Genomic DNA, 17417 nt, shown 5'->3' with positions numbered 1-17417 from the left:
ATGCTTTCGAAATTACAAAATCATTTATCTCAAAACCTTGCTCTTTTAAAAGATAAAAAGCTACTGCTTGCAGTAAGCGGAGGCATAGATAGTGTGGTTTTAGTCTACTTGTTAAAGCAGCTTCAGCTTGATATTTATATAGCTCACTGCAACTTTAATTTAAGGGGAGAAGAGAGTGATGGCGATGAAGCCTTTATAAGGGATTTTGCTAAGAAAAACAATATCCATATTTTTGTAACTAACTTTAATACAAAGGCTTTTGCTACTGATAATAAAGTATCCATTCAAATAGCAGCAAGGCAATTACGCTACCTTTGGTTTAATGAGCTACTTGAGCAAAACCAATTAGATTACCTATTAACGGCACATCATTTAGATGATTCTATAGAAACTTTCCTTATTAATTTTACACGGGGTACAGGGCTGGAAGGCCTAACCGGTATACCACAACAAAACGATAAGGTAGTGCGCCCGCTACTGCCTTTTACACGCAACGAGATTGAAGCATACGCCAAAGAAAATAACATAACCTGGCGCGAAGACAGCAGCAATGCATCAGATAAATACCTGCGCAACAAACTGCGCCATGATGTAGTGCCCATTTTAAAATCGCTTAACCCGGCTTTTACCGATTCTTTTACTCAAACTATAAATTACCTGCAACAGGCACAGTCTTTGATTCAGGATGCTGCAATACTGGTTTACAAAGAAGTGGTAGCAGAAAGGGAAGGGCAGAAGCACATCAACATTGCCCAGTTAAAAAGGTTACCCAATTACAAAGCATATTTGTATCAGTGGCTAAGTCCGTTTGGATTTACAGCCTGGGATGATATTTACAACCTTACAGAAGCACAGCCGGGTAAATATGTGCTTTCCGCAGGTTTCAGGTTGCTGAAAGATAGGGAAGTGCTAATACTGGAACCACTTTTTAAGGGTAACAAGGAAGTTTACGAAATTGCACAAAATATGCAACAAACTACTAATCCGATAGGGTTAAAGTTACAAATAGTTGAAGCAATTGACGAAATTTCAACAAAAAATGTAATTTTTGTTAATAATGAGTTAATAAAATTTCCGTTATTTGTTCGTAAATGGCAGGAAGGTGATTATTTTTACCCCCTTGGAATGAACGGGCTTAAAAAAAAGGTTTCAAAGTACTTTAAAGACGAGAAAATGTCGTTAAGCGAAAAAGAAAATACCTGGCTTTTATGTTCGGAAAATCAAATTATTTGGGTTATTGGCCGCAGGGCTGATAATCGTTTTAAAACCAACGAAAACACAACACAAATTTTAAAAATAGAGTTTTATAACAATGAAAAAGCTTAGCACACTATTCTTTTTACTATTCGCTTTTTTTGTTGCCCAGGCACAGGTTAAAGAACCTGTAAAATGGACATCTAAAATAGAAAAGAAATCGGCCACCGAATATATACTGGTTTTTAATGCAACCATAGAAGATAACTGGCACATGTATTCGCAATTTAGCGATGAGAACGGTGCCATACCTCTAGAAGTTATTTTCAATAACAATAAAGGCAATTATACACCGGTAGGTAAAGCTGCCGAAAGCAAGACCGAGAAAGCTTTTAACGATACATTTGGCGTTACCGAAACCTTTTGGAGCCACAACGCGCAGTTAAGGCAAACTATAAAAATAACCAATGCCGCTAACGAGGTTATTCAGGTCGAATTAGCCTACCAGGTTTGTAAAGAGGTTTGTATACAGGGCAGTAACCTGTTCGAATTCAACACTAAAACCCTTAAATCTAAAGAGGTTAAAAATTTTGAAGCTGTGGCTGTTGCCGCAGCTCCTAAAAAAGATGCTGTGAGTGCTGTTCCGGCAGTAAGCGATACTGTTACTGTACAAGCTACAGAACAAGCAACCGAATTACCTACACAATCTGCCGATACTACTAAAGTAGCTGATACCACTACAAAATCTGCTAAAAGCGATAAAGATGATGAAAGTGAAACCAGCCCATTTAACATATTTTTAGGTACATTATTAGCCGGTATTTTTGTTACGTTTACACCATGTGTGTTCCCTATGATACCCATGACTGTTAGTTTCTTTATCAAACAGAACACAAGTAAAGCTAAGGGTAAATTTAACGCTGTATTCTACGGTATCTGTATCATTGCTATATATGTATTGTTATCGCTGCCATTCCATATTTTTGAGGGGGTAGATGGTAATATTTTTGCCGATATATCTACCAATGTTTATCTAAATGTCTTTTTCTTTTTAGTGTTTGTAATATTTGCTGTATCATTCTTTGGTGCTTTCGAAATCACGATACCAAGCAGCCTTGCTAATAAAGCCGATAATGCTTCAAATCTTGGTGGTTTAGCGGGTATATTTTTTATGGCGCTTACGCTTATAATTGTATCATTTTCTTGTACAGGCCCGGCTTTAGGGTTAGTGTTTGGTACCGTATTATCGTCAGACGGTGGAGCAACTTTGGTTAGCCTTGCCATGTTTGGCTTTGGTTTAGGCCTTGCAATGCCATTTATGGTATTTGCATTATTCCCAAGTTTAATGGCTAACCTGCCAAAATCGGGTGGGTGGTTAAACACGGTTAAGGTTGTATTTGGTTTTATAGAATTAGCCCTGGCTTTCAAATTTTTATCGAACGCCGACTTAGTTTTGCAACTGCATTATCTTGAAAGAGAAGTATTTTTAGGTATCTGGATCGCTATTTTTGCAGTACTGGCTTTGTATTTATTTGGTAAATTCTCTATGCCTCACGATTCGCCTGTGCCGTTTTTATCAGTAGGAAGGATGCTGCTTGGCGTATTGGCATTTGCTTTTACAGTATACTTAGTTCCCGGATTATGGGGTGCTCCATTAAAATTATTAAGCGGAATTACACCACCGTTAAACTATAGCGAGTCGCCATTTGGTTTTGGAGGATCGGGCGGTGCACCGGTAGCATCTACTGAAAAACTACCTGATGGCGCAGAAGTAGCTGTGCATGGCATAATAGCCTTTGAAGATTACGATAAAGGTTTGGCTTATGCAAAAACGGTTAATAAACCTGTATTGCTTGATTTTACAGGCCGTGCCTGCGTTAATTGCCGTAAAATGGAAGAAGGCGTTTGGATAGATCCGGAGGTATTAACAATACTTAAAAATGATGTTGTTTTAATTTCACTATATGGAGATGAGCAAATAGACTTGCCTGAAAACGAGCAGTTTATTTCTAAATATTCCGGTAGAAAAATTACAACTGTAGGTAAAAAATGGAGCGATTTCCAGTTAGGCAAATATAACTCTAACGCCAGGCCATATTATGTATTAATGGGCTTAGACGAAAAAAACCTGAACGATCCTGTAGCATATACACCAGATATTAAGGAGTACCTAAAATGGCTTCAGGATGGCGTTGCTAATTTTAAATAGTATTTCAGAATAAATTATATAGTAGCACATTGTTTAGCAGTGTGCTTTTTTTGTTTATTGGTCTTGATAAGTTTCAAGGTAATGTTATATAAGAATCTAATTACCATTTTTCATTAAACAATTATAAGAGGTAGTAAAATATATACCTCCGAAATAATACAATCTATTTTACATAATATATATTATAGTTCAATTGTAGATATAAATAAACTGCATCGAATTAAATGCAGTTTATCTAATTATAGCTATTTAGCCGGCTTAGCAAGATCTTCGTGCACCAATCTTGTATTTTTAAACATGTGCATTTTTATAGAGCCATCTTTTTCGTAAACAAATTCGTAACCAACAAGCATACCGTTTGGAAACCTAAAATAAAATTCGCGCTTTTCAGATTTAAAAACAAATTGCCATTCGCCATCGGCCATTATCTTTAAAATGTACTGCGGGGTTTCTGCGCGTGTATACAATAAAGTTTCACCCATATAAACTTCAGTAACATTCTCGGTTATGTCATTAAAATCCTTAAATGAATTGATAGATTTTATCTGCTTAAAGATATCATATTTAGCTAACGGGATATGAACTTCTTTTTCTGTAGTTTGAGCGGTAATAGAAAAACTGATTGCCAGTAAAGCACCAAGTAGTAATTTTTTCATTTTTAGTTTAATTATTTAAAATGTAAATATAAGATAATTCTTAATTATTTTAAAATCAATTTTGTAGCAAAATTCTTAGATAAAATTGATTATATATATTCGCATTATAGATAGTATTTCAAAAACCGTCTATAATTTTAGTAGAAAGCAACTTTTAAAAATAAATGGTTTTAATTATTAATTTGATAATAATTATTCATATTTTTCGAGTAATTAATACTTATATAATTATTGAATGTTTAATAGAATAGATTTATTATTGATATTTATAACATTAAAATTATAGTGTAAACTTTTTTTTAATGTTGATTAACTAACAATTCTATCATTATTTTTCATTTATTTGTAAGATATATTATTGCTATATGCAAATTGACCCAAAGGTTACCAGCCAGAAAGATATTTACAAAATTTTAACCGGTACGGTTATACCACGGCCTATTGGCTGGATATCTACTATCAGCAATACCGGTGTGCCAAACCTGGCCCCATTCTCTTTTTTTAATGCAGTTGGCGAAGACCCGCCCCATGTAATGTTCTCTACTGTAAGAACGGGCAACAAAAATAAAGACACCTTAAATAATGTATTGGCAAATGGGCAGTTTGTGGTTAATCTTGCTACTGAGGAACTGGTTGATGCTATGAATGCAACATCAGTAAACCTCCCTCCTGACGGTAATGAATTTGACTATGCCGGGCTTACGGCAATACTATCTGTTTTAGTTAAGCCCTTCAGGGTAAAAGAAAGTCCTGTACATTTTGAATGCGAAATGGTACATCATTACAACCTTGAAGATCATAAAGATGGCGGCGCTACCATAATTATTGGCAGGATCGTTATGTTCCATTTAAGCGATGATATATTGCTGGATAATAGCTACATAAATCTTAAAACCTATAAGCCTATGGCACGTTTGGCGGGTAATAACTACGCCAAATTGGGAGAAATTTTTTCAATCAAAAGACCTTTTATATAATATAAATGAAAGTAACAGTAATAGGCGGCGGCCCGGGAGGTTTGTATTTCTCCATCCTTTTAAAAAAGGCAATGCCTGATTGTAATGTAGCAGTTTACGAGCGCAATAAAGCCGATGACTCCTTTGGTTTTGGAGTGGTTTTTTCTGATGAAACCTTATCGGAATTTTTAAGTCGCGACCCTGAATCTTATGATTTAATAAGGACCAAGTTTGCCTATTGGGATGAACTGGATGTGGCGCGGGATGGAGAAGTTGTCCGGATTTCAGGCAACGGATTTTGTGGTTGTTCCAGAAAAACATTGCTACAGTTACTACAACAGCGCTGTCGCGAAGAAGGTGTCGAACTTAATTTTGAAGCCAATGTAGGCGATCTGAGCCAGTTTAGCGACTCAGATATTATAGTGGCTGCCGACGGTATAAACAGCAGCATGCGCGATAAATTCGCATCAGATTTTGGTACAAATATACAACTGCAAAGCAACCGCTTTGTATGGTTGGGGTCTACCAGGCCGTTGGATTCGTTTACCTACTTTTTCAGGACTACCCCTTTTGGAACTTTCGTAGCACATAGCTATCAGTACGAAAAAGGCATGAGTACCTGGATATTTGAAACTACCGATGAGACCTGGCATAAAGCAGGATTTAGCACTACTGATGAGCAGGATACCATCCAAAAATTATCTGAAATTTTTAAAGAGGAGCTTGATGGACATGGCCTGATTTCTAACCGTTCGCACTGGAGGCAGTTTCCTACCATAACCAATAAAACCTGGCATAAAGATAATATAGTATTGTTAGGCGATGCCAAGGCTACCGCCCACTACTCCATCGGTTCGGGTACAAAATTGGCTATGGAATGTGCTATTGCACTGGCCGATTCGGTTATAAAATACCAAACTGACACTAAAGCTGTTTTTGACAATTACGAAAAACTGCGCCGCAACCGCGTAGAAATGATACAACACGCCGCCAATGTATCACGCGAATGGTTTGAGCACATGGATAGGCATATTCAGCACGATTTTATGGCGTTTGCTTTTAGTGTAATGACGCGTTCTAAAAAAGTAACGTTAGAGAACCTTGCCCTTCGCGACCCATCGTTTACCAAAAAAGTAGTTGCAGGATTTAATCAGATTGGCACCACAACGTCACCGGCATTTACACCGTTTACCTTACGGGAAATGACCGTTGATAACCGCATAGTTATGAGCCCCATGGAGCAATATTCGGCTCAGGATGCTGTGGTTACCGATTGGCACCTTATGCATTATGGCTCTCGTGCTACAAACGGCATCGGGTTAATTTTAACCGAAGCCACCGCTATATCGCCTACAGGCAGAATAACTTTAGGCTGCCCGGGTATATGGTCTAAAGATCAGGTTATTGCCTGGAAACGAATAACTGAATTTATACATGCAAACAGCACTTCAAAAATAGGATTGCAGATAGGGCATTCCGGCCGAAAGGGTGCTGTACAATTGCCCTGGCAAAGCAGCAATACCCCTATAGAAAATGCCTGGCCGCTGCTGTCGGCATCTCCCCTCCCGTTCAATTCTAAAATGGGTATTCCCAAAGAAATGACTTTGGAAGATATGGATATGATAACATCGCAATTTGAAAAAGCCACTAAAAATGCCCACGATGCCGGATTTGATATGATTGAATTACAGGCGCACCATGGATTTTTACTGGCATCGTTCCTCTCCCCGCTTACCAACATCCGTACAGATGAATTTGGCGGAAGCATAAAAAACAGGCTAAAATTCCCCATAAGGGTATTTAAAGCCATGCGTGGCGTATTTCCGCAGGAAAAACCAATGAGTGTGCGTATATCAGCATCGGACTGGGCAGAAAATGGCATAACCGACAATGATGTACTTAACATAGCCGAAGCTTTTAAACAAGCCGGAGCCGATATTATAAATGTTTCTACAGGGTTAACGGTAGAAAATCAAAAACCCCATGTAGGCAGGATGTGGCAAACACCATTTAGCGATATGGTGCGAAATACCGTTCACATACCTACCATAACGGCAGGCTACATTCAGGATATCGACCAGATTAATACCATATTACTCAACGGCCGAGCCGATCTGGTAGCCTTGGGCAAAACTTTATTATTAGACCCTGCGTTTGTAAGAAACGCTCAGGCTTACGAGCAATACAACGCCCAAAATCTTGATTCGTTGGGCATACCAAAACCCTACACATCGGCGGTATCACACTTGTATCCGTACATAGGCGGGCAGCGCAAAGCTATGGAAGGTATGAAAAAAGCATTAAAACCGGTAACGCATAAAAAGTAATACGCATTAGGGCAATGAAACATTACGACGATAATTTTGCACACGACCATTTACCACATCCGTCTTTACAGGCTGAATGCTTTACGGGGCATCCTGATTTTGAGTTTGATGGCGCGCTTAATTGTGTAGATAAATTGTTGGACGACCATATTAAAGAAGGTCGCGGCGACAGTGTTGCTATCAGGACATTTACCGAAACCTGGACGTTTAACGACCTTTACCAAAAAGCCAACCAAATAGCCCACACTTTAGTGGAAAATTTAGATTTTGTGCCCGGCAACAGGGTGCTTATCCGCTCGGCCAACAACCCTATGTATGTAGCATGTTGGTTCGGCATTTTAAAGGCCGGAGGTATTGTTGTGGCTACCATGCCCCTGCTTCGTGAAAAAGAATTGACCGTAATGATAGAAAGCGCCCAAATATCGCATGTTTTTTGCGATTACAGGCTCGAAGAAGAAATGCTATTGGTTACGTCGCCTTACCTTAAGCACGTTATAACTTATGATGGATCAGGATCAGGAGTATCTAAATTGGAAACGTTAATGGGCAACAAGCCAAAAGTGTTTAAAAATTATCATACTCTTGCCAATTCAATTGCTATTATAGGGTTTACATCGGGTACAACCGGTAAGCCTAAAATGACAGCACACTATCATAAAGATATTTTATTGATATGTGAGGCGTTCCCAAAATATTCTTTGCAGCCAACACCTAACGATGTATTTACAGGCAGTCCGCCACTCGGTTTTACCTTCGGTTTAGGCGGTATGGTGCTGTTCCCATTTTACTACGGGGCATCCACTTTCCTGATCGAAAAACCATCACCGGAACTGTTGCTTAAGGCAATTGAAGAATACAAGATAAGTATATGCTTTACAGCCCCTACAGCATGGCGGGTGCTTACAACTAAAGTAAATGAGTTTGATATATCCTCCCTTCGCAAATGCATTTCAGCCGGAGAAACCCTTCCTGTAAAGGTCTGGGAAGACTGGTACGAAGCCACTGGCTTAAAGATAATTGACGGCATCGGGTCGACCGAAATACTTCATATATTTATTTCGTCTACCGAAGATAATATGCGTAAAGGTGCCACCGGTTTGCCAATACGTGGCTACGAAGCAAAAATTGTAGATAAAAAAGGCAACGAAGTACCCGATGGCACCGCAGGCAGGCTGGCCGTTCGGGGCATTACTGGCTGCAAATACCTAAACAGCAAAGACAAACAGAAAGAATACGTACAGCAAGGCTGGAATATTACCGGAGATATTTTTCGCAGGGATGCTGATGGCTACTTTTGGTTTGTGGCGCGTGGTGATGATATGATAATTTCATCGGGCTATAATATTGCCGCTATTGAGGTGGAGAGCGTGTTACTGACCCATACTGATGTTGCCGAGTGCGCTGTTGTAGGCCTGCCTGATGAAAACCGTGGCATGCTGGTGTGCGCGTACCTGGTATTAAAAGATAAAAACAAAGCCTGTCCGGAGTTTACCAAATCGCTTCAGGATTGGTTTAAAGAGGTGGCAGCACCTTATAAATACCCTCGCGAAATTAAATACCTTGATGCCCTTCCAAAAACAGAAACAGGTAAAATTCAACGTTTTAAATTAAAAAATATAGTACAAGCCTAATGGAGAATGCATTTATAAAAAAAGAAAAAGTACGTTTTCAGCATGTAGACTATGCGGGTATAGTTTTCTATCCCCGTTTTTTGGAAATGCTTAACTGCCTGGTAGAAGATTTTTATGAAGAAGCACTGAACATGCCGTTTAAAAACCTGCACGAAACCGGCGGTATACCCACGGTAGACCTTAAAATACAATTTAAAAAAGCGGCACGCCTGGGCGATGAGCTTACCAAATACCTGTGGATTAACACTCTTGGTAGCGCATCGATGGTTTGCGGATTTAAATTCGAATACCCTGACGGTTCTGTTTGCCTAGAAGGCGAAGTAACACTGGTTCGCGTTGATTTTTTAAACGACAGAAAGGAAATTAAGGCAAGTGCCTTTCCGCCTGCAATGCGGACTATTTTAGAGAAGTATGTAATATAACAATATAAACAATTTTTTAATGTACTAATTACCCACTCAGGCTTTCCATTGGTACATTTAAAAATCGATCCATTAAATAACTAACTATGTTGGATTTACCAAAATTTAAAGCGGCAGCAGTACAAGCATCGCCGGTATTTTTAAATGTAGACGCCACGGTAGATAAGGCCTGCGCTATAATTGCCGAAGCAGCTACAAATGGCGCATCTTTAGTGGCTTTCCCGGAGGTTTTTATTGCCGGTTACCCCTACTGGAACTGGATTATGACACCCGTACAGGGTAGCCCGTGGTACGAAAAATTGTATCGCAATTCGATTACCGTTCCCGGCCCTGAAACCGAAAAAATCTGCCAGGCAGCCCGCGAAAACAATTGCCATATAGTTATAGGCGTTAACGAGCGCGGACAGAGTTTTGGCGAGTTGTACAACACCAACCTAATTATAGATAATAAGGGCAACCTGATAGGTAAGCACCGTAAATTAGTGCCTACCTGGGCCGAAAAGTTAACCTGGACAGGTGGTGATGGCTCATCGCTAAAAGTATATAATACAGAGGTTGGCCCGATAGGTACCTTAGCCTGTGGCGAAAATACTAACACACTGGCGCGTTTTACGTTACTCTCTCAGGGAGAACTGATTCACATTGCCAACTATATCTCCCTGCCCGTTGCCCCACCCGATTATAATATGGCAGAGGCTATTAAGATAAGGGCAGCAGCACATTCGTTTGAGGGTAAGCTGTTTACCATAGTGTCGTGTTCTACTATCACTAAAGAAATTATTGATATTATGAAAGAAGACGTGCCTAATGCCGAAGAGCTGCTTACACGCAAAAACAGCGCCTTTTCAGGAATTATTGGTCCTAACGGAGCTGTAATAGGCGAACCGCTTATTGATGATGAAGGTATAGTGTATGCCGATATCGACCTTGCTAAATGCATACAGCCCAAGCAAATGCACGATATATTAGGGCATTACAATCGCTTTGATATTTTTGATCTGAGGGTTAATACATCGCCCAGAAAAAATATAACGTTTACAGATGGCAGTGATGATTTTGCTGCTAAACTTTAAAATATATAGCCACAATTATGGATACAAAACATGATGACAGCGTTCTGGGCCGTGCCCGCGTTCAGGACACTCCAGAACTGGAAGCTTACTATAAAGAGTTAAAAGACCTTGGTGCAGGCGCTTTATGGACCGTAGCCAACGACATTGAGCCCTGGGAACCCCGGTCGTCATCGGTGCCCATGCTCTGGAGGTACGAAGACCTGCGTGGTTTAGTACTAAAATCGTCAGACCTTGTTACACCCGAGCAGGCCGGCAGGCGCGTTGTTTATCTTGTTAACGATAAACGCCGCGATGTTAGTGCTGCCGTGGGCTGGCTATACACCGGCATACAGGTTACCCGCCCGGGCGAGAGCACATCTGCCCACAGGCACCGCGCTTCTGCCCTGCGCTTTATTATGGAGGGCGAACTGGGTTATACTGTAGTAGATGGCAACAAGATAATGCTGGAGGTTAACGATTTTGTTATTACCCCAAACAGCACCTGGCACGAGCACGGTGTAGAAGAAGGCGGTAAAACCTGTATATGGCAGGACGGGTTGGATATACCCCTTGTAAATGCTTTGGAAGCTAACGATTATGCAGTTTACGATGGCAAGCAACCTTTAATAAAACCACTGAACCACTCTCCGCTAAGTTATAGTGGTGCTGGACTGATTCCCGCTGATAACGAATGGAATAAACCCTACTCGCCTCTCTTTAAATATTCATGGAAACAGGTATACCCTGCCCTTTTGGAGGCTGCAAAAGTTAACGAAGGGTCAGAATATGATGGTGTGCTTATGCATTACACCAACCCGCTTACAGGTGGCCATGTAATGCAAACTATGGGTGCCAGCATGCAGCTGCTAAGGCCGGGACAGCATACTAAAGCCCATAAGCATACAGGTTCTTTTGTGTACCAGTGTGCCAAGGGCAAAGGCTACTCTATTATAGATGGCCAGCGTTTCGACTGGAAAGAGCGCGATATTTTCTGCGTACCGTCATGGGCGTACCACGAGCATGTAAACCTAAGCGATACCGAGGATGCATGCCTTTTCTCGTTTAACGATCTGCCGGTAATTACATCGCTTGGATTGTATCAGGAAAAAGTACATCCGGACGGCTATCAGCAAATTAAATAAACCAACAACAAACTATTTAACATACATGAAATTAGTTACTTATAAAATAAATCATACCGCTGCACGCCTTGGCTTTGTAGAAGAAAATATGATTATCGATGCCGAGAAACTGGGGCAGATTAAAGACAGCCAACTGCCCGATAACATGCTGGATTTTATAGATTTAGGTATCGACGGTATTAATCATGCCATTAACCTGATAAATACGGCAACTGCTGAGCAATTGGAAGAATGCTCTATACCCCTTGCCAATGCTACGCTACTGGCCCCGATACCGAGACCATGTAAGAATATTTTTGGTATTGGCCTTAACTATACAGAACACGTAGCCGAATCGGCCAGAACGCTCGATACTTCTAAAGATTTGCCACAGCAACCCGTAATTTTTTCAAAGCCACCTTCGGCAGTTATTGGTACAGAGGCAGATATCATTCATAATCAAAAAATAACCCAGCAGCTTGATTATGAAGTAGAACTTGCTGTTATTATTGGTAAAAGAGGTAAAAACGTACCCAAAGAAAACGCCATGGATTATGTGTATGGCTACACTGTAATTAATGACATTAGTGCGCGCGACTGCCGCCGTGCCGGGCAATGGATTGTTTCTAAAGGGCAGGATACGTTTGCCCCTATGGGCCCGGTATTGGTTACAACGCATGATATTCCAGATCCGCATAACCTAAATCTTTCGCTTAAAGTAAATGGTGTCGAGAAGCAGAATTCGAATACTAAATTCATGCTTTTTAACATAAACGACCTGATACACGATCTAAGCACTGTTTTTACCCTTGATGTGGGCGACATTATAGCTACTGGTACCCCCGCCGGTGTTGGCGCAGGCCGCAGCCCACAGGAATTTATGTGGCCGGGCGATGTGGTAGAAGCCACTGTAGAAGGTATTGGTACACTGAGGAATACCATTGTAGATTCGGAAACATTAAATAATTAAAGCATCAAATAACAAATTATAAATTCCAAACACAGAGCTGCTACAAGGTTTGTTATTGTGATTTGGAAATTGGAATTTATCATATATGAAGAAAACTTACCGTATTGGGCAAATTGTGCCCAGTTCTAACGTAACGATGGAAACTGAGATTCCGGCGTTGCTGCGTTCTCGTGAAACCATTGCACCAGAACGTTTTACTTTTCATTCGAGCCGTATGCGAATGAAAAAAGTTACCAAAGAAGAGCTCGAAGCTATGGATGCCATGAGCCTTAAATGTGCGCAGGAACTATCTGATGCACAGGTAGATGTTATGGGCTACGCCTGCCTTGTTGCCATAATGAGCATGGGACGGGGCTATCATTGTGTATCGGAAACCAACCTGCACGATGAAACGGTCCAGAACGGGTATCCTACACCAATTGTTACCAGTGCCGGTGCGCTTATAAACGGACTTAAAGTATTGGGCGCTAAAAAGGTAGCGGTTATTACCCCTTATATGAAACCATTAACCGAAATGGTGGTAGATTACATTCAGCACCAGGGGTTTGAGGTTGTAGATTATATTGCGTTGGAAATTCCTGATAACCTGGAAGTTGCCGCACAAAACCCTATGAACCTGCTGGATATTTACAAACGCCTTAATTTAGAAGGTGCCGATGTTTTGGTGGTATCTGCCTGTGTGCAAATGCCTTCGCTTGAGGCTATTGACGCTATTGAGAGAGAGATTGGCATTCCGGTAACATCGGCGGCGGTTTGCACTACTTATGAGATGCTTAAGAAATTAGGACTCGATACCAAAGTGCCTATAGGTGGTGCGTTACTAAGCGGTAAATATTAGCAGTAACGTAATTTTATAACCGAAACCTCCTTATTTTAGGGAGGTTTTTGTATTATTACTATCTTTAGCTTATGAAATGTTTACTACTTCTGGCCGCTTTTGCGGTGCTAACATCCTGCGGTGCAAACCTGCCGCAGAGTTTTTATAAAAAATCGCTTACCGAAGAAAATTATGTAGAGAACAGCAAGAACAACTATAGCCTGTATTTCAATGCTAATACAACTGATGCACAAGTACATATACAGTTGGTTCCAGATGCTATTACATGGCAGCCAACGGCTGATGGCTATGGCAATACTGCCCTACTTGCCAAACAATTACACCGTCCTTATTTTACAATAACCTCAGGTACCGATACCCTTACGGTAGCAAACAGGCACATCTATTTTAAAGAGGTTGTTAACTTTAGGGATATTGGCGGCCTTAAAACTACTGAGGGTAAGACGGTTAAGTGGGGTAAAATTTTCAGGTCTGATAACCTGTCGAACCTAAAGGCATCTGAATTTTCTAAATTTAATGACCTGAATATCAAAACAGTATTCGACCTGCGTACAAACCACGAAATAAAAGGTAAGGAGGATAACCTGCCAACAGCTACCGAGTACATTCACTTCCCAACCCTTGAAGATAACGAAGACCTGCTTTCTAAAATGCGGGCAAGGGTTATAAATGGCGAAGTATCAGACGAACAGTCACTTAACTTAATGCTCGACCTGTACCGGAGTGTCATTTCAGACAATATACCATCACTTAAAAAGCTAATTCACCAAATTGTAGATTCTAACGATGCCGTGCTGTACCATTGTTCTGCCGGTAAAGACCGCACCGGTGTTGTTACTGCACTGCTGCTGTCTATTTTAAAGGTTGACAGAGAGACTATTACCCAGGAATACCTGCTCTCTAACTATTACCGCAGGGCAAAGCTTGAAAAAATTATAAGCAAAGTAAAAATAGCCAAATTGGTTAAAACGCGCATCGAACTACAAGCTATTCAGAACTTTATGAGTGTAGATGAACGTTACCTTAATGCTGCCTTTACAGAAATTGATGCCAAATACGGTGGTATAGACCTGTTTATACAAAATCAGTTAGGCATAGATGATGTGCAGCGGGCACTTATAATTAAGAAGCTTACTTACTAAAATGCCGCAATATTGAGTAAATTTGTTGGTATCATAGCTAAATTTTGATGGGTAAAAAAATCCTCCGATTTATATTTTTCGGCAACTACTTTGTTGGTTTACTTGCTGTTGCGCTTTCGCTGGAAGCTACCATACAGCAAAAACTGCCGTTTAATTCGGTTAATTATTACCTGTTGCTGTTTTTGGCACCGACTATTTATTACACCTACGCCTACAATAAGGCCGTAACCAAACCATCGGGCAATAACCCTCGTAATCAGTGGTATTACAATAATAAAAGCTTTATAACCAAAAGCCAGGCAGTGCTTTTTACCGTCTGTATACTGTTAGCGACGAGGCTTATCTACCTGAACTACAGCAACTTTTTACGCTTACCTGCATTGTATTGGCTCGCTATAGCCATTATTGTGCTTGCAGGGGCTTTGTATTATGGCCTGCTACCCAAATCGTTCATCAGGTTTAACCTTCGCAATACCGGTTGGCTAAAGGCCTTTATCATTGGGTTTGTGTGGGCATGCTGTGCTAATGTGCTGCCGCTGATTATGTTAAAGATAGAAACCGGCGTTAGCTACCACGATTCAGTGTTCTGGACATGGCTGTTTGTAAAGAACTGGATGTTCTGTACCGTTAATGCCATCATATTCGACATAAAAGACTACCCTACCGATGCCAATAAACACCTTCAAACTGTGGTAGTTAGGTTGGGCTTACGGCGTACCATCTTCTATATTTTGTTTCCATTGCTAATAGCGGGCGGCATCTCGTTTATTATATTCGCTCTGTATAAAGGCTTTGGGCCTTATACCATGATTATGAATGCTATACCCTTCATTTTAACCCTGTTAGCGGCCTATTCTATGCGTAAACGCCAAAATATACTGTACTATCTGGTTATTATCGACGGAATTGTCTTAATTAAAGCCATTTGCGGCATAGTTGGCGCCGCCTTTGTAACGTAACCAATGGAAAACCAGTACGATAAAATTGCCCGCCATTACGACTTTTTAAGTCGGCTTGTATTTTTTAAATCGCAGGTAAATGCTCAGGTACAGCAACTTAAGCACCTACCTACTGGCAGCACCATACTAATTGTAGGGGGCGGTACAGGATGGATTTTGGAGGAAATTGCAAAAGTACATCCCACAGGTTTGCACATTGTTTATGTGGAGGCTTCGGCTAAAATGACGGCCATTTCCAAAACCAGAAATTTCGGACAAAACACTATCGAGTTTCATACAAAAAGTGTTCAATATTTCACTTTCGGATTTCGTTTTCACGCTATTTTCACCCCTTTTCTGTTCGATAATTTTACAGAGCAAATTGCCGATGTGGTTTTTCAAAAATTGCACTCAATTTTAAAAAATGACGGACTTTGGTTTTTTACCGATTTTAATACAGACGGAAAAAATTCGTGGTGGAAACGTGCCCTCTTAAAATTGACCTATAAATTTTTTACCACCTTAAAAATTATACAAACCAACAAGCTTGTTAATATGGCACCGTATTTTAAAAAATACCACTATAAAAAAATACAGCACCAATTTTACTACGGTACTTTTATTGAAGCCACGGTGTATCAAAAATAAAAATTCCGCCCCATTTGCAGGCGGAATTCTAATATCTCTATCGGTCAAGATTACTCTTCCAGTTTACGCCTTTTACGTTCGGCAGAAAGCAAATTAAGCTCACGGCTGGTTTGCCCTGCAACCGATGTGTTTTCTTCGGCGCGCCTTATAAGGTACGGCATAACATCGCGTACGGGGCCAAACGGCAGGTATTTAGCCACATTGTAGCCATGTGCGGCCAGGTTAAAGCTAATATTATCGCTCATGCCATACAGCTGGCCAAACCAAACCCTTTGGTCGTTTTTAGCAATGCCTTTTTGCTCCATAAGTTTAATAAGCCTGTACGAGCTGTCTTCGTTATGGGTGCCGGCAAAAATAGCCATACTGTCTATATGCTCTGCCATATAATCTATAGCATCGTTATAATTAATATCGGTAGCCTCTTTAGAAATGCAAATTGGCGATACATAGCCCATTTCGGCAGCACGCTTGTTCTCCTTTTCCATATAAGCACCGCGAACAATCTTCATACCAATAAAAAAGCCTTCCTGTTTAGCCCTTTCGTGCAGTTTTTTAAGATAATCCAGCCTGTCCCAACGGTACATTTGCAGGGTATTAAAAACAATAGCCCTTTGTTTGTTGTATTTAGCCATCATTTCGGCAACCAGGTCATCGGCGGCATCCTGCATCCAGCTTTCCTCGGCATCAATAAGCAGGGCCACATCATTATCATAAGCCGCTTTACAAACCGTTTCAAAGCGGTCGGTAACACGTTTCCACTCCGCAGCCTCCTCAATAGTAAACGCCTTGCCCTCGCCTATTTTTTGCAGCAGCTCAAACCTTCCAAAACCGGTAGGCTTAAAAACCGCAAAAGGTATGGCCTTAATTTCTTTAGCAAACGTAATGGTCTTTAAGGTTTTCTCTAACGCCTTATCAAATTCAGACTCATCCTCCTTAGCTTCAACAGAATAATCCAAAACCGATGATACCCCTTTGGTAAACATCTTGTCTACCACCGGCAGGCAATCTTCTTCGGTAGTGCCACCACAAAAATGGTCAAACACCGTAGCGCGAATAAGCCCCTCTACAGGCAGGTGCGCCTTAAGGGCAAAATTAGTAACTGCGGTACCAATACGAACCAAAGGCTCAGAGGCTATCATTTTAAACAAAAAATAAGCCCTGTCCAGCTGGGTGTCGCTTTTAAGCACAAAGGCATCGGCCGTGTTATCGAAAATCTTTTCCATTGTTTTAAAAAAATTTGTGCAAATATAAAAACTGTGCAAGTATTAATGGCATAAAATACTTTATTTTGCTTTTTCTTTAATACTTATACC

The 17417-nt window shown here is 40.6% G+C and carries 15 protein-coding genes; 13 read left to right on the top strand and 2 right to left on the bottom strand.

From position 1 onward, the window contains the following. Together tilS and G509_RS0114295 are read left to right on the top strand one after the other, a co-directional pair. Positions 1 to 1326 (top strand): tRNA lysidine(34) synthetase TilS, encoded by a 1326-nt coding sequence (tilS, locus tag G509_RS0114300; protein ID WP_026992157.1) that lies wholly within the window; start codon positions 1 to 3, stop codon positions 1324 to 1326. After that, complete coding sequence (locus tag G509_RS0114295) at positions 1313 to 3403, top strand: protein-disulfide reductase DsbD family protein (RefSeq protein WP_026992156.1); 2091 nt, start codon at positions 1313 to 1315, stop codon at positions 3401 to 3403. Before tilS ends, G509_RS0114295 begins: the two co-directional genes overlap by 14 nt. A gap of 245 nt (positions 3404 to 3648) precedes the next feature. Here G509_RS0114295 and G509_RS0114290 read toward each other — a convergent pair whose 3' ends face one another. Next, positions 3649 to 4059 carry a hypothetical protein gene (locus tag G509_RS0114290; RefSeq protein ID WP_026992155.1) on the bottom strand — a complete coding sequence of 137 codons (411 nt, stop codon included), beginning with the start codon at positions 4057 to 4059 and terminating at the stop codon, positions 3649 to 3651. Positions 4060 to 4424: 365 nt separating this feature from the next. Here G509_RS0114290 and G509_RS0114285 point away from each other — a divergent pair, with 365 nt between their 5' ends. The 11 genes from G509_RS0114285 (at position 4425) to G509_RS0114235 (ending at position 16104) form a co-directional block, all read left to right on the top strand. Beyond that, positions 4425 to 5036 carry a flavin reductase family protein gene (locus G509_RS0114285; RefSeq protein ID WP_026992154.1) on the top strand — a complete coding sequence of 204 codons (612 nt, stop codon included), beginning with the start codon at positions 4425 to 4427 and terminating at the stop codon, positions 5034 to 5036. 5 nt (positions 5037 to 5041) lie between these two features. Continuing rightward, entirely contained in the window at positions 5042 to 7342 is a 2301-nt protein-coding gene (locus tag G509_RS0114280) for an oxidoreductase (RefSeq protein WP_026992153.1), read from the top strand. A 14-nt stretch (positions 7343 to 7356) separates the two neighbouring features. Continuing rightward, positions 7357 to 8973 (top strand): AMP-binding protein, encoded by a 1617-nt coding sequence (locus G509_RS0114275; RefSeq protein WP_026992152.1) that lies wholly within the window; start codon positions 7357 to 7359, stop codon positions 8971 to 8973. Beyond that, on the top strand, positions 8973 to 9395 hold the full coding sequence (locus tag G509_RS22950) for an acyl-CoA thioesterase (RefSeq protein ID WP_051200236.1): 423 nt from the start codon (positions 8973 to 8975) through the stop codon (positions 9393 to 9395). Before G509_RS0114275 ends, G509_RS22950 begins: the two co-directional genes overlap by 1 nt. Positions 9396 to 9481: 86 nt before the next feature. Beyond that, complete coding sequence (locus G509_RS0114265) at positions 9482 to 10468, top strand: carbon-nitrogen hydrolase family protein (protein ID WP_026992151.1); 987 nt, start codon at positions 9482 to 9484, stop codon at positions 10466 to 10468. A 17-nt stretch (positions 10469 to 10485) separates the two neighbouring features. Beyond that, on the top strand, positions 10486 to 11589 hold the full coding sequence (locus G509_RS0114260) for a cupin domain-containing protein (protein WP_035738989.1): 1104 nt from the start codon (positions 10486 to 10488) through the stop codon (positions 11587 to 11589). Positions 11590 to 11614: 25 nt separating this feature from the next. Next, positions 11615 to 12538: a fumarylacetoacetate hydrolase family protein gene (locus G509_RS0114255; RefSeq protein WP_026992149.1), complete on the top strand. Its 924-nt coding sequence runs from the start codon at positions 11615 to 11617 to the stop codon at positions 12536 to 12538. An 85-nt stretch (positions 12539 to 12623) separates the two neighbouring features. Further along, positions 12624 to 13376, top strand: coding sequence for a maleate cis-trans isomerase family protein (locus G509_RS0114250; RefSeq protein ID WP_026992148.1), 753 nt, complete (start codon positions 12624 to 12626; stop codon positions 13374 to 13376). Positions 13377 to 13447: 71 nt separating this feature from the next. Further along, positions 13448 to 14518 (top strand): tyrosine-protein phosphatase, encoded by a 1071-nt coding sequence (locus G509_RS0114245; RefSeq protein WP_026992147.1) that lies wholly within the window; start codon positions 13448 to 13450, stop codon positions 14516 to 14518. A gap of 47 nt (positions 14519 to 14565) precedes the next feature. Next, complete coding sequence (locus tag G509_RS0114240) at positions 14566 to 15477, top strand: UbiA prenyltransferase family protein (protein ID WP_026992146.1); 912 nt, start codon at positions 14566 to 14568, stop codon at positions 15475 to 15477. A 3-nt stretch (positions 15478 to 15480) separates the two neighbouring features. Continuing rightward, positions 15481 to 16104 carry a class I SAM-dependent methyltransferase gene (locus tag G509_RS0114235; RefSeq protein WP_026992145.1) on the top strand — a complete coding sequence of 208 codons (624 nt, stop codon included), beginning with the start codon at positions 15481 to 15483 and terminating at the stop codon, positions 16102 to 16104. Between the two features lie 50 nt (positions 16105 to 16154). Here the strand turns inward: G509_RS0114235 and G509_RS0114230 are convergent, their stop codons facing one another. Beyond that, positions 16155 to 17327, bottom strand: coding sequence for a proline dehydrogenase family protein (locus tag G509_RS0114230; protein ID WP_026992144.1), 1173 nt, complete (start codon positions 17325 to 17327; stop codon positions 16155 to 16157). Positions 17328 to 17417 lie beyond the last annotated feature (90 nt).

This window comes from Flavobacterium subsaxonicum WB 4.1-42 = DSM 21790 (assembly GCF_000422725.1).
Lineage (GTDB): Bacteria > Bacteroidota > Bacteroidia > Flavobacteriales > Flavobacteriaceae > Flavobacterium > Flavobacterium subsaxonicum.
This window is presented reverse-complemented; position numbering and strand designations above follow the sequence as displayed.

What these genes read in the sequence shown, in the direction of transcription:
- G509_RS0114265 (WP_026992151.1), top strand. Translation starts at nt 9,482, where the DNA reads ATGTTGGATTTACCAAAATTTAAAGCGGCAGCAGTACAAGCATCGCCG.
- G509_RS0114275 (WP_026992152.1), top strand. Translation starts at nt 7,357, where the DNA reads ATGAAACATTACGACGATAATTTTGCACACGACCATTTACCACATCCG.
- G509_RS0114290 (WP_026992155.1), bottom strand. Translation starts at nt 4,059, where the DNA reads ATGAAAAAATTACTACTTGGTGCTTTACTGGCAATCAGTTTTTCTATT.
- G509_RS0114260 (WP_035738989.1), top strand. Translation starts at nt 10,486, where the DNA reads ATGGATACAAAACATGATGACAGCGTTCTGGGCCGTGCCCGCGTTCAG.
- G509_RS0114245 (WP_026992147.1), top strand. Translation starts at nt 13,448, where the DNA reads ATGAAATGTTTACTACTTCTGGCCGCTTTTGCGGTGCTAACATCCTGC.
- G509_RS0114240 (WP_026992146.1), top strand. Translation starts at nt 14,566, where the DNA reads ATGGGTAAAAAAATCCTCCGATTTATATTTTTCGGCAACTACTTTGTT.
- G509_RS0114235 (WP_026992145.1), top strand. Translation starts at nt 15,481, where the DNA reads ATGGAAAACCAGTACGATAAAATTGCCCGCCATTACGACTTTTTAAGT.
- tilS (WP_026992157.1), top strand. Translation starts at nt 1, where the DNA reads ATGCTTTCGAAATTACAAAATCATTTATCTCAAAACCTTGCTCTTTTA.
- G509_RS0114250 (WP_026992148.1), top strand. Translation starts at nt 12,624, where the DNA reads ATGAAGAAAACTTACCGTATTGGGCAAATTGTGCCCAGTTCTAACGTA.
- G509_RS0114280 (WP_026992153.1), top strand. Translation starts at nt 5,042, where the DNA reads ATGAAAGTAACAGTAATAGGCGGCGGCCCGGGAGGTTTGTATTTCTCC.
- G509_RS0114230 (WP_026992144.1), bottom strand. Translation starts at nt 17,327, where the DNA reads ATGGAAAAGATTTTCGATAACACGGCCGATGCCTTTGTGCTTAAAAGC.
- G509_RS0114285 (WP_026992154.1), top strand. Translation starts at nt 4,425, where the DNA reads ATGCAAATTGACCCAAAGGTTACCAGCCAGAAAGATATTTACAAAATT.
- G509_RS22950 (WP_051200236.1), top strand. Translation starts at nt 8,973, where the DNA reads ATGGAGAATGCATTTATAAAAAAAGAAAAAGTACGTTTTCAGCATGTA.
- G509_RS0114255 (WP_026992149.1), top strand. Translation starts at nt 11,615, where the DNA reads ATGAAATTAGTTACTTATAAAATAAATCATACCGCTGCACGCCTTGGC.
- G509_RS0114295 (WP_026992156.1), top strand. Translation starts at nt 1,313, where the DNA reads ATGAAAAAGCTTAGCACACTATTCTTTTTACTATTCGCTTTTTTTGTT.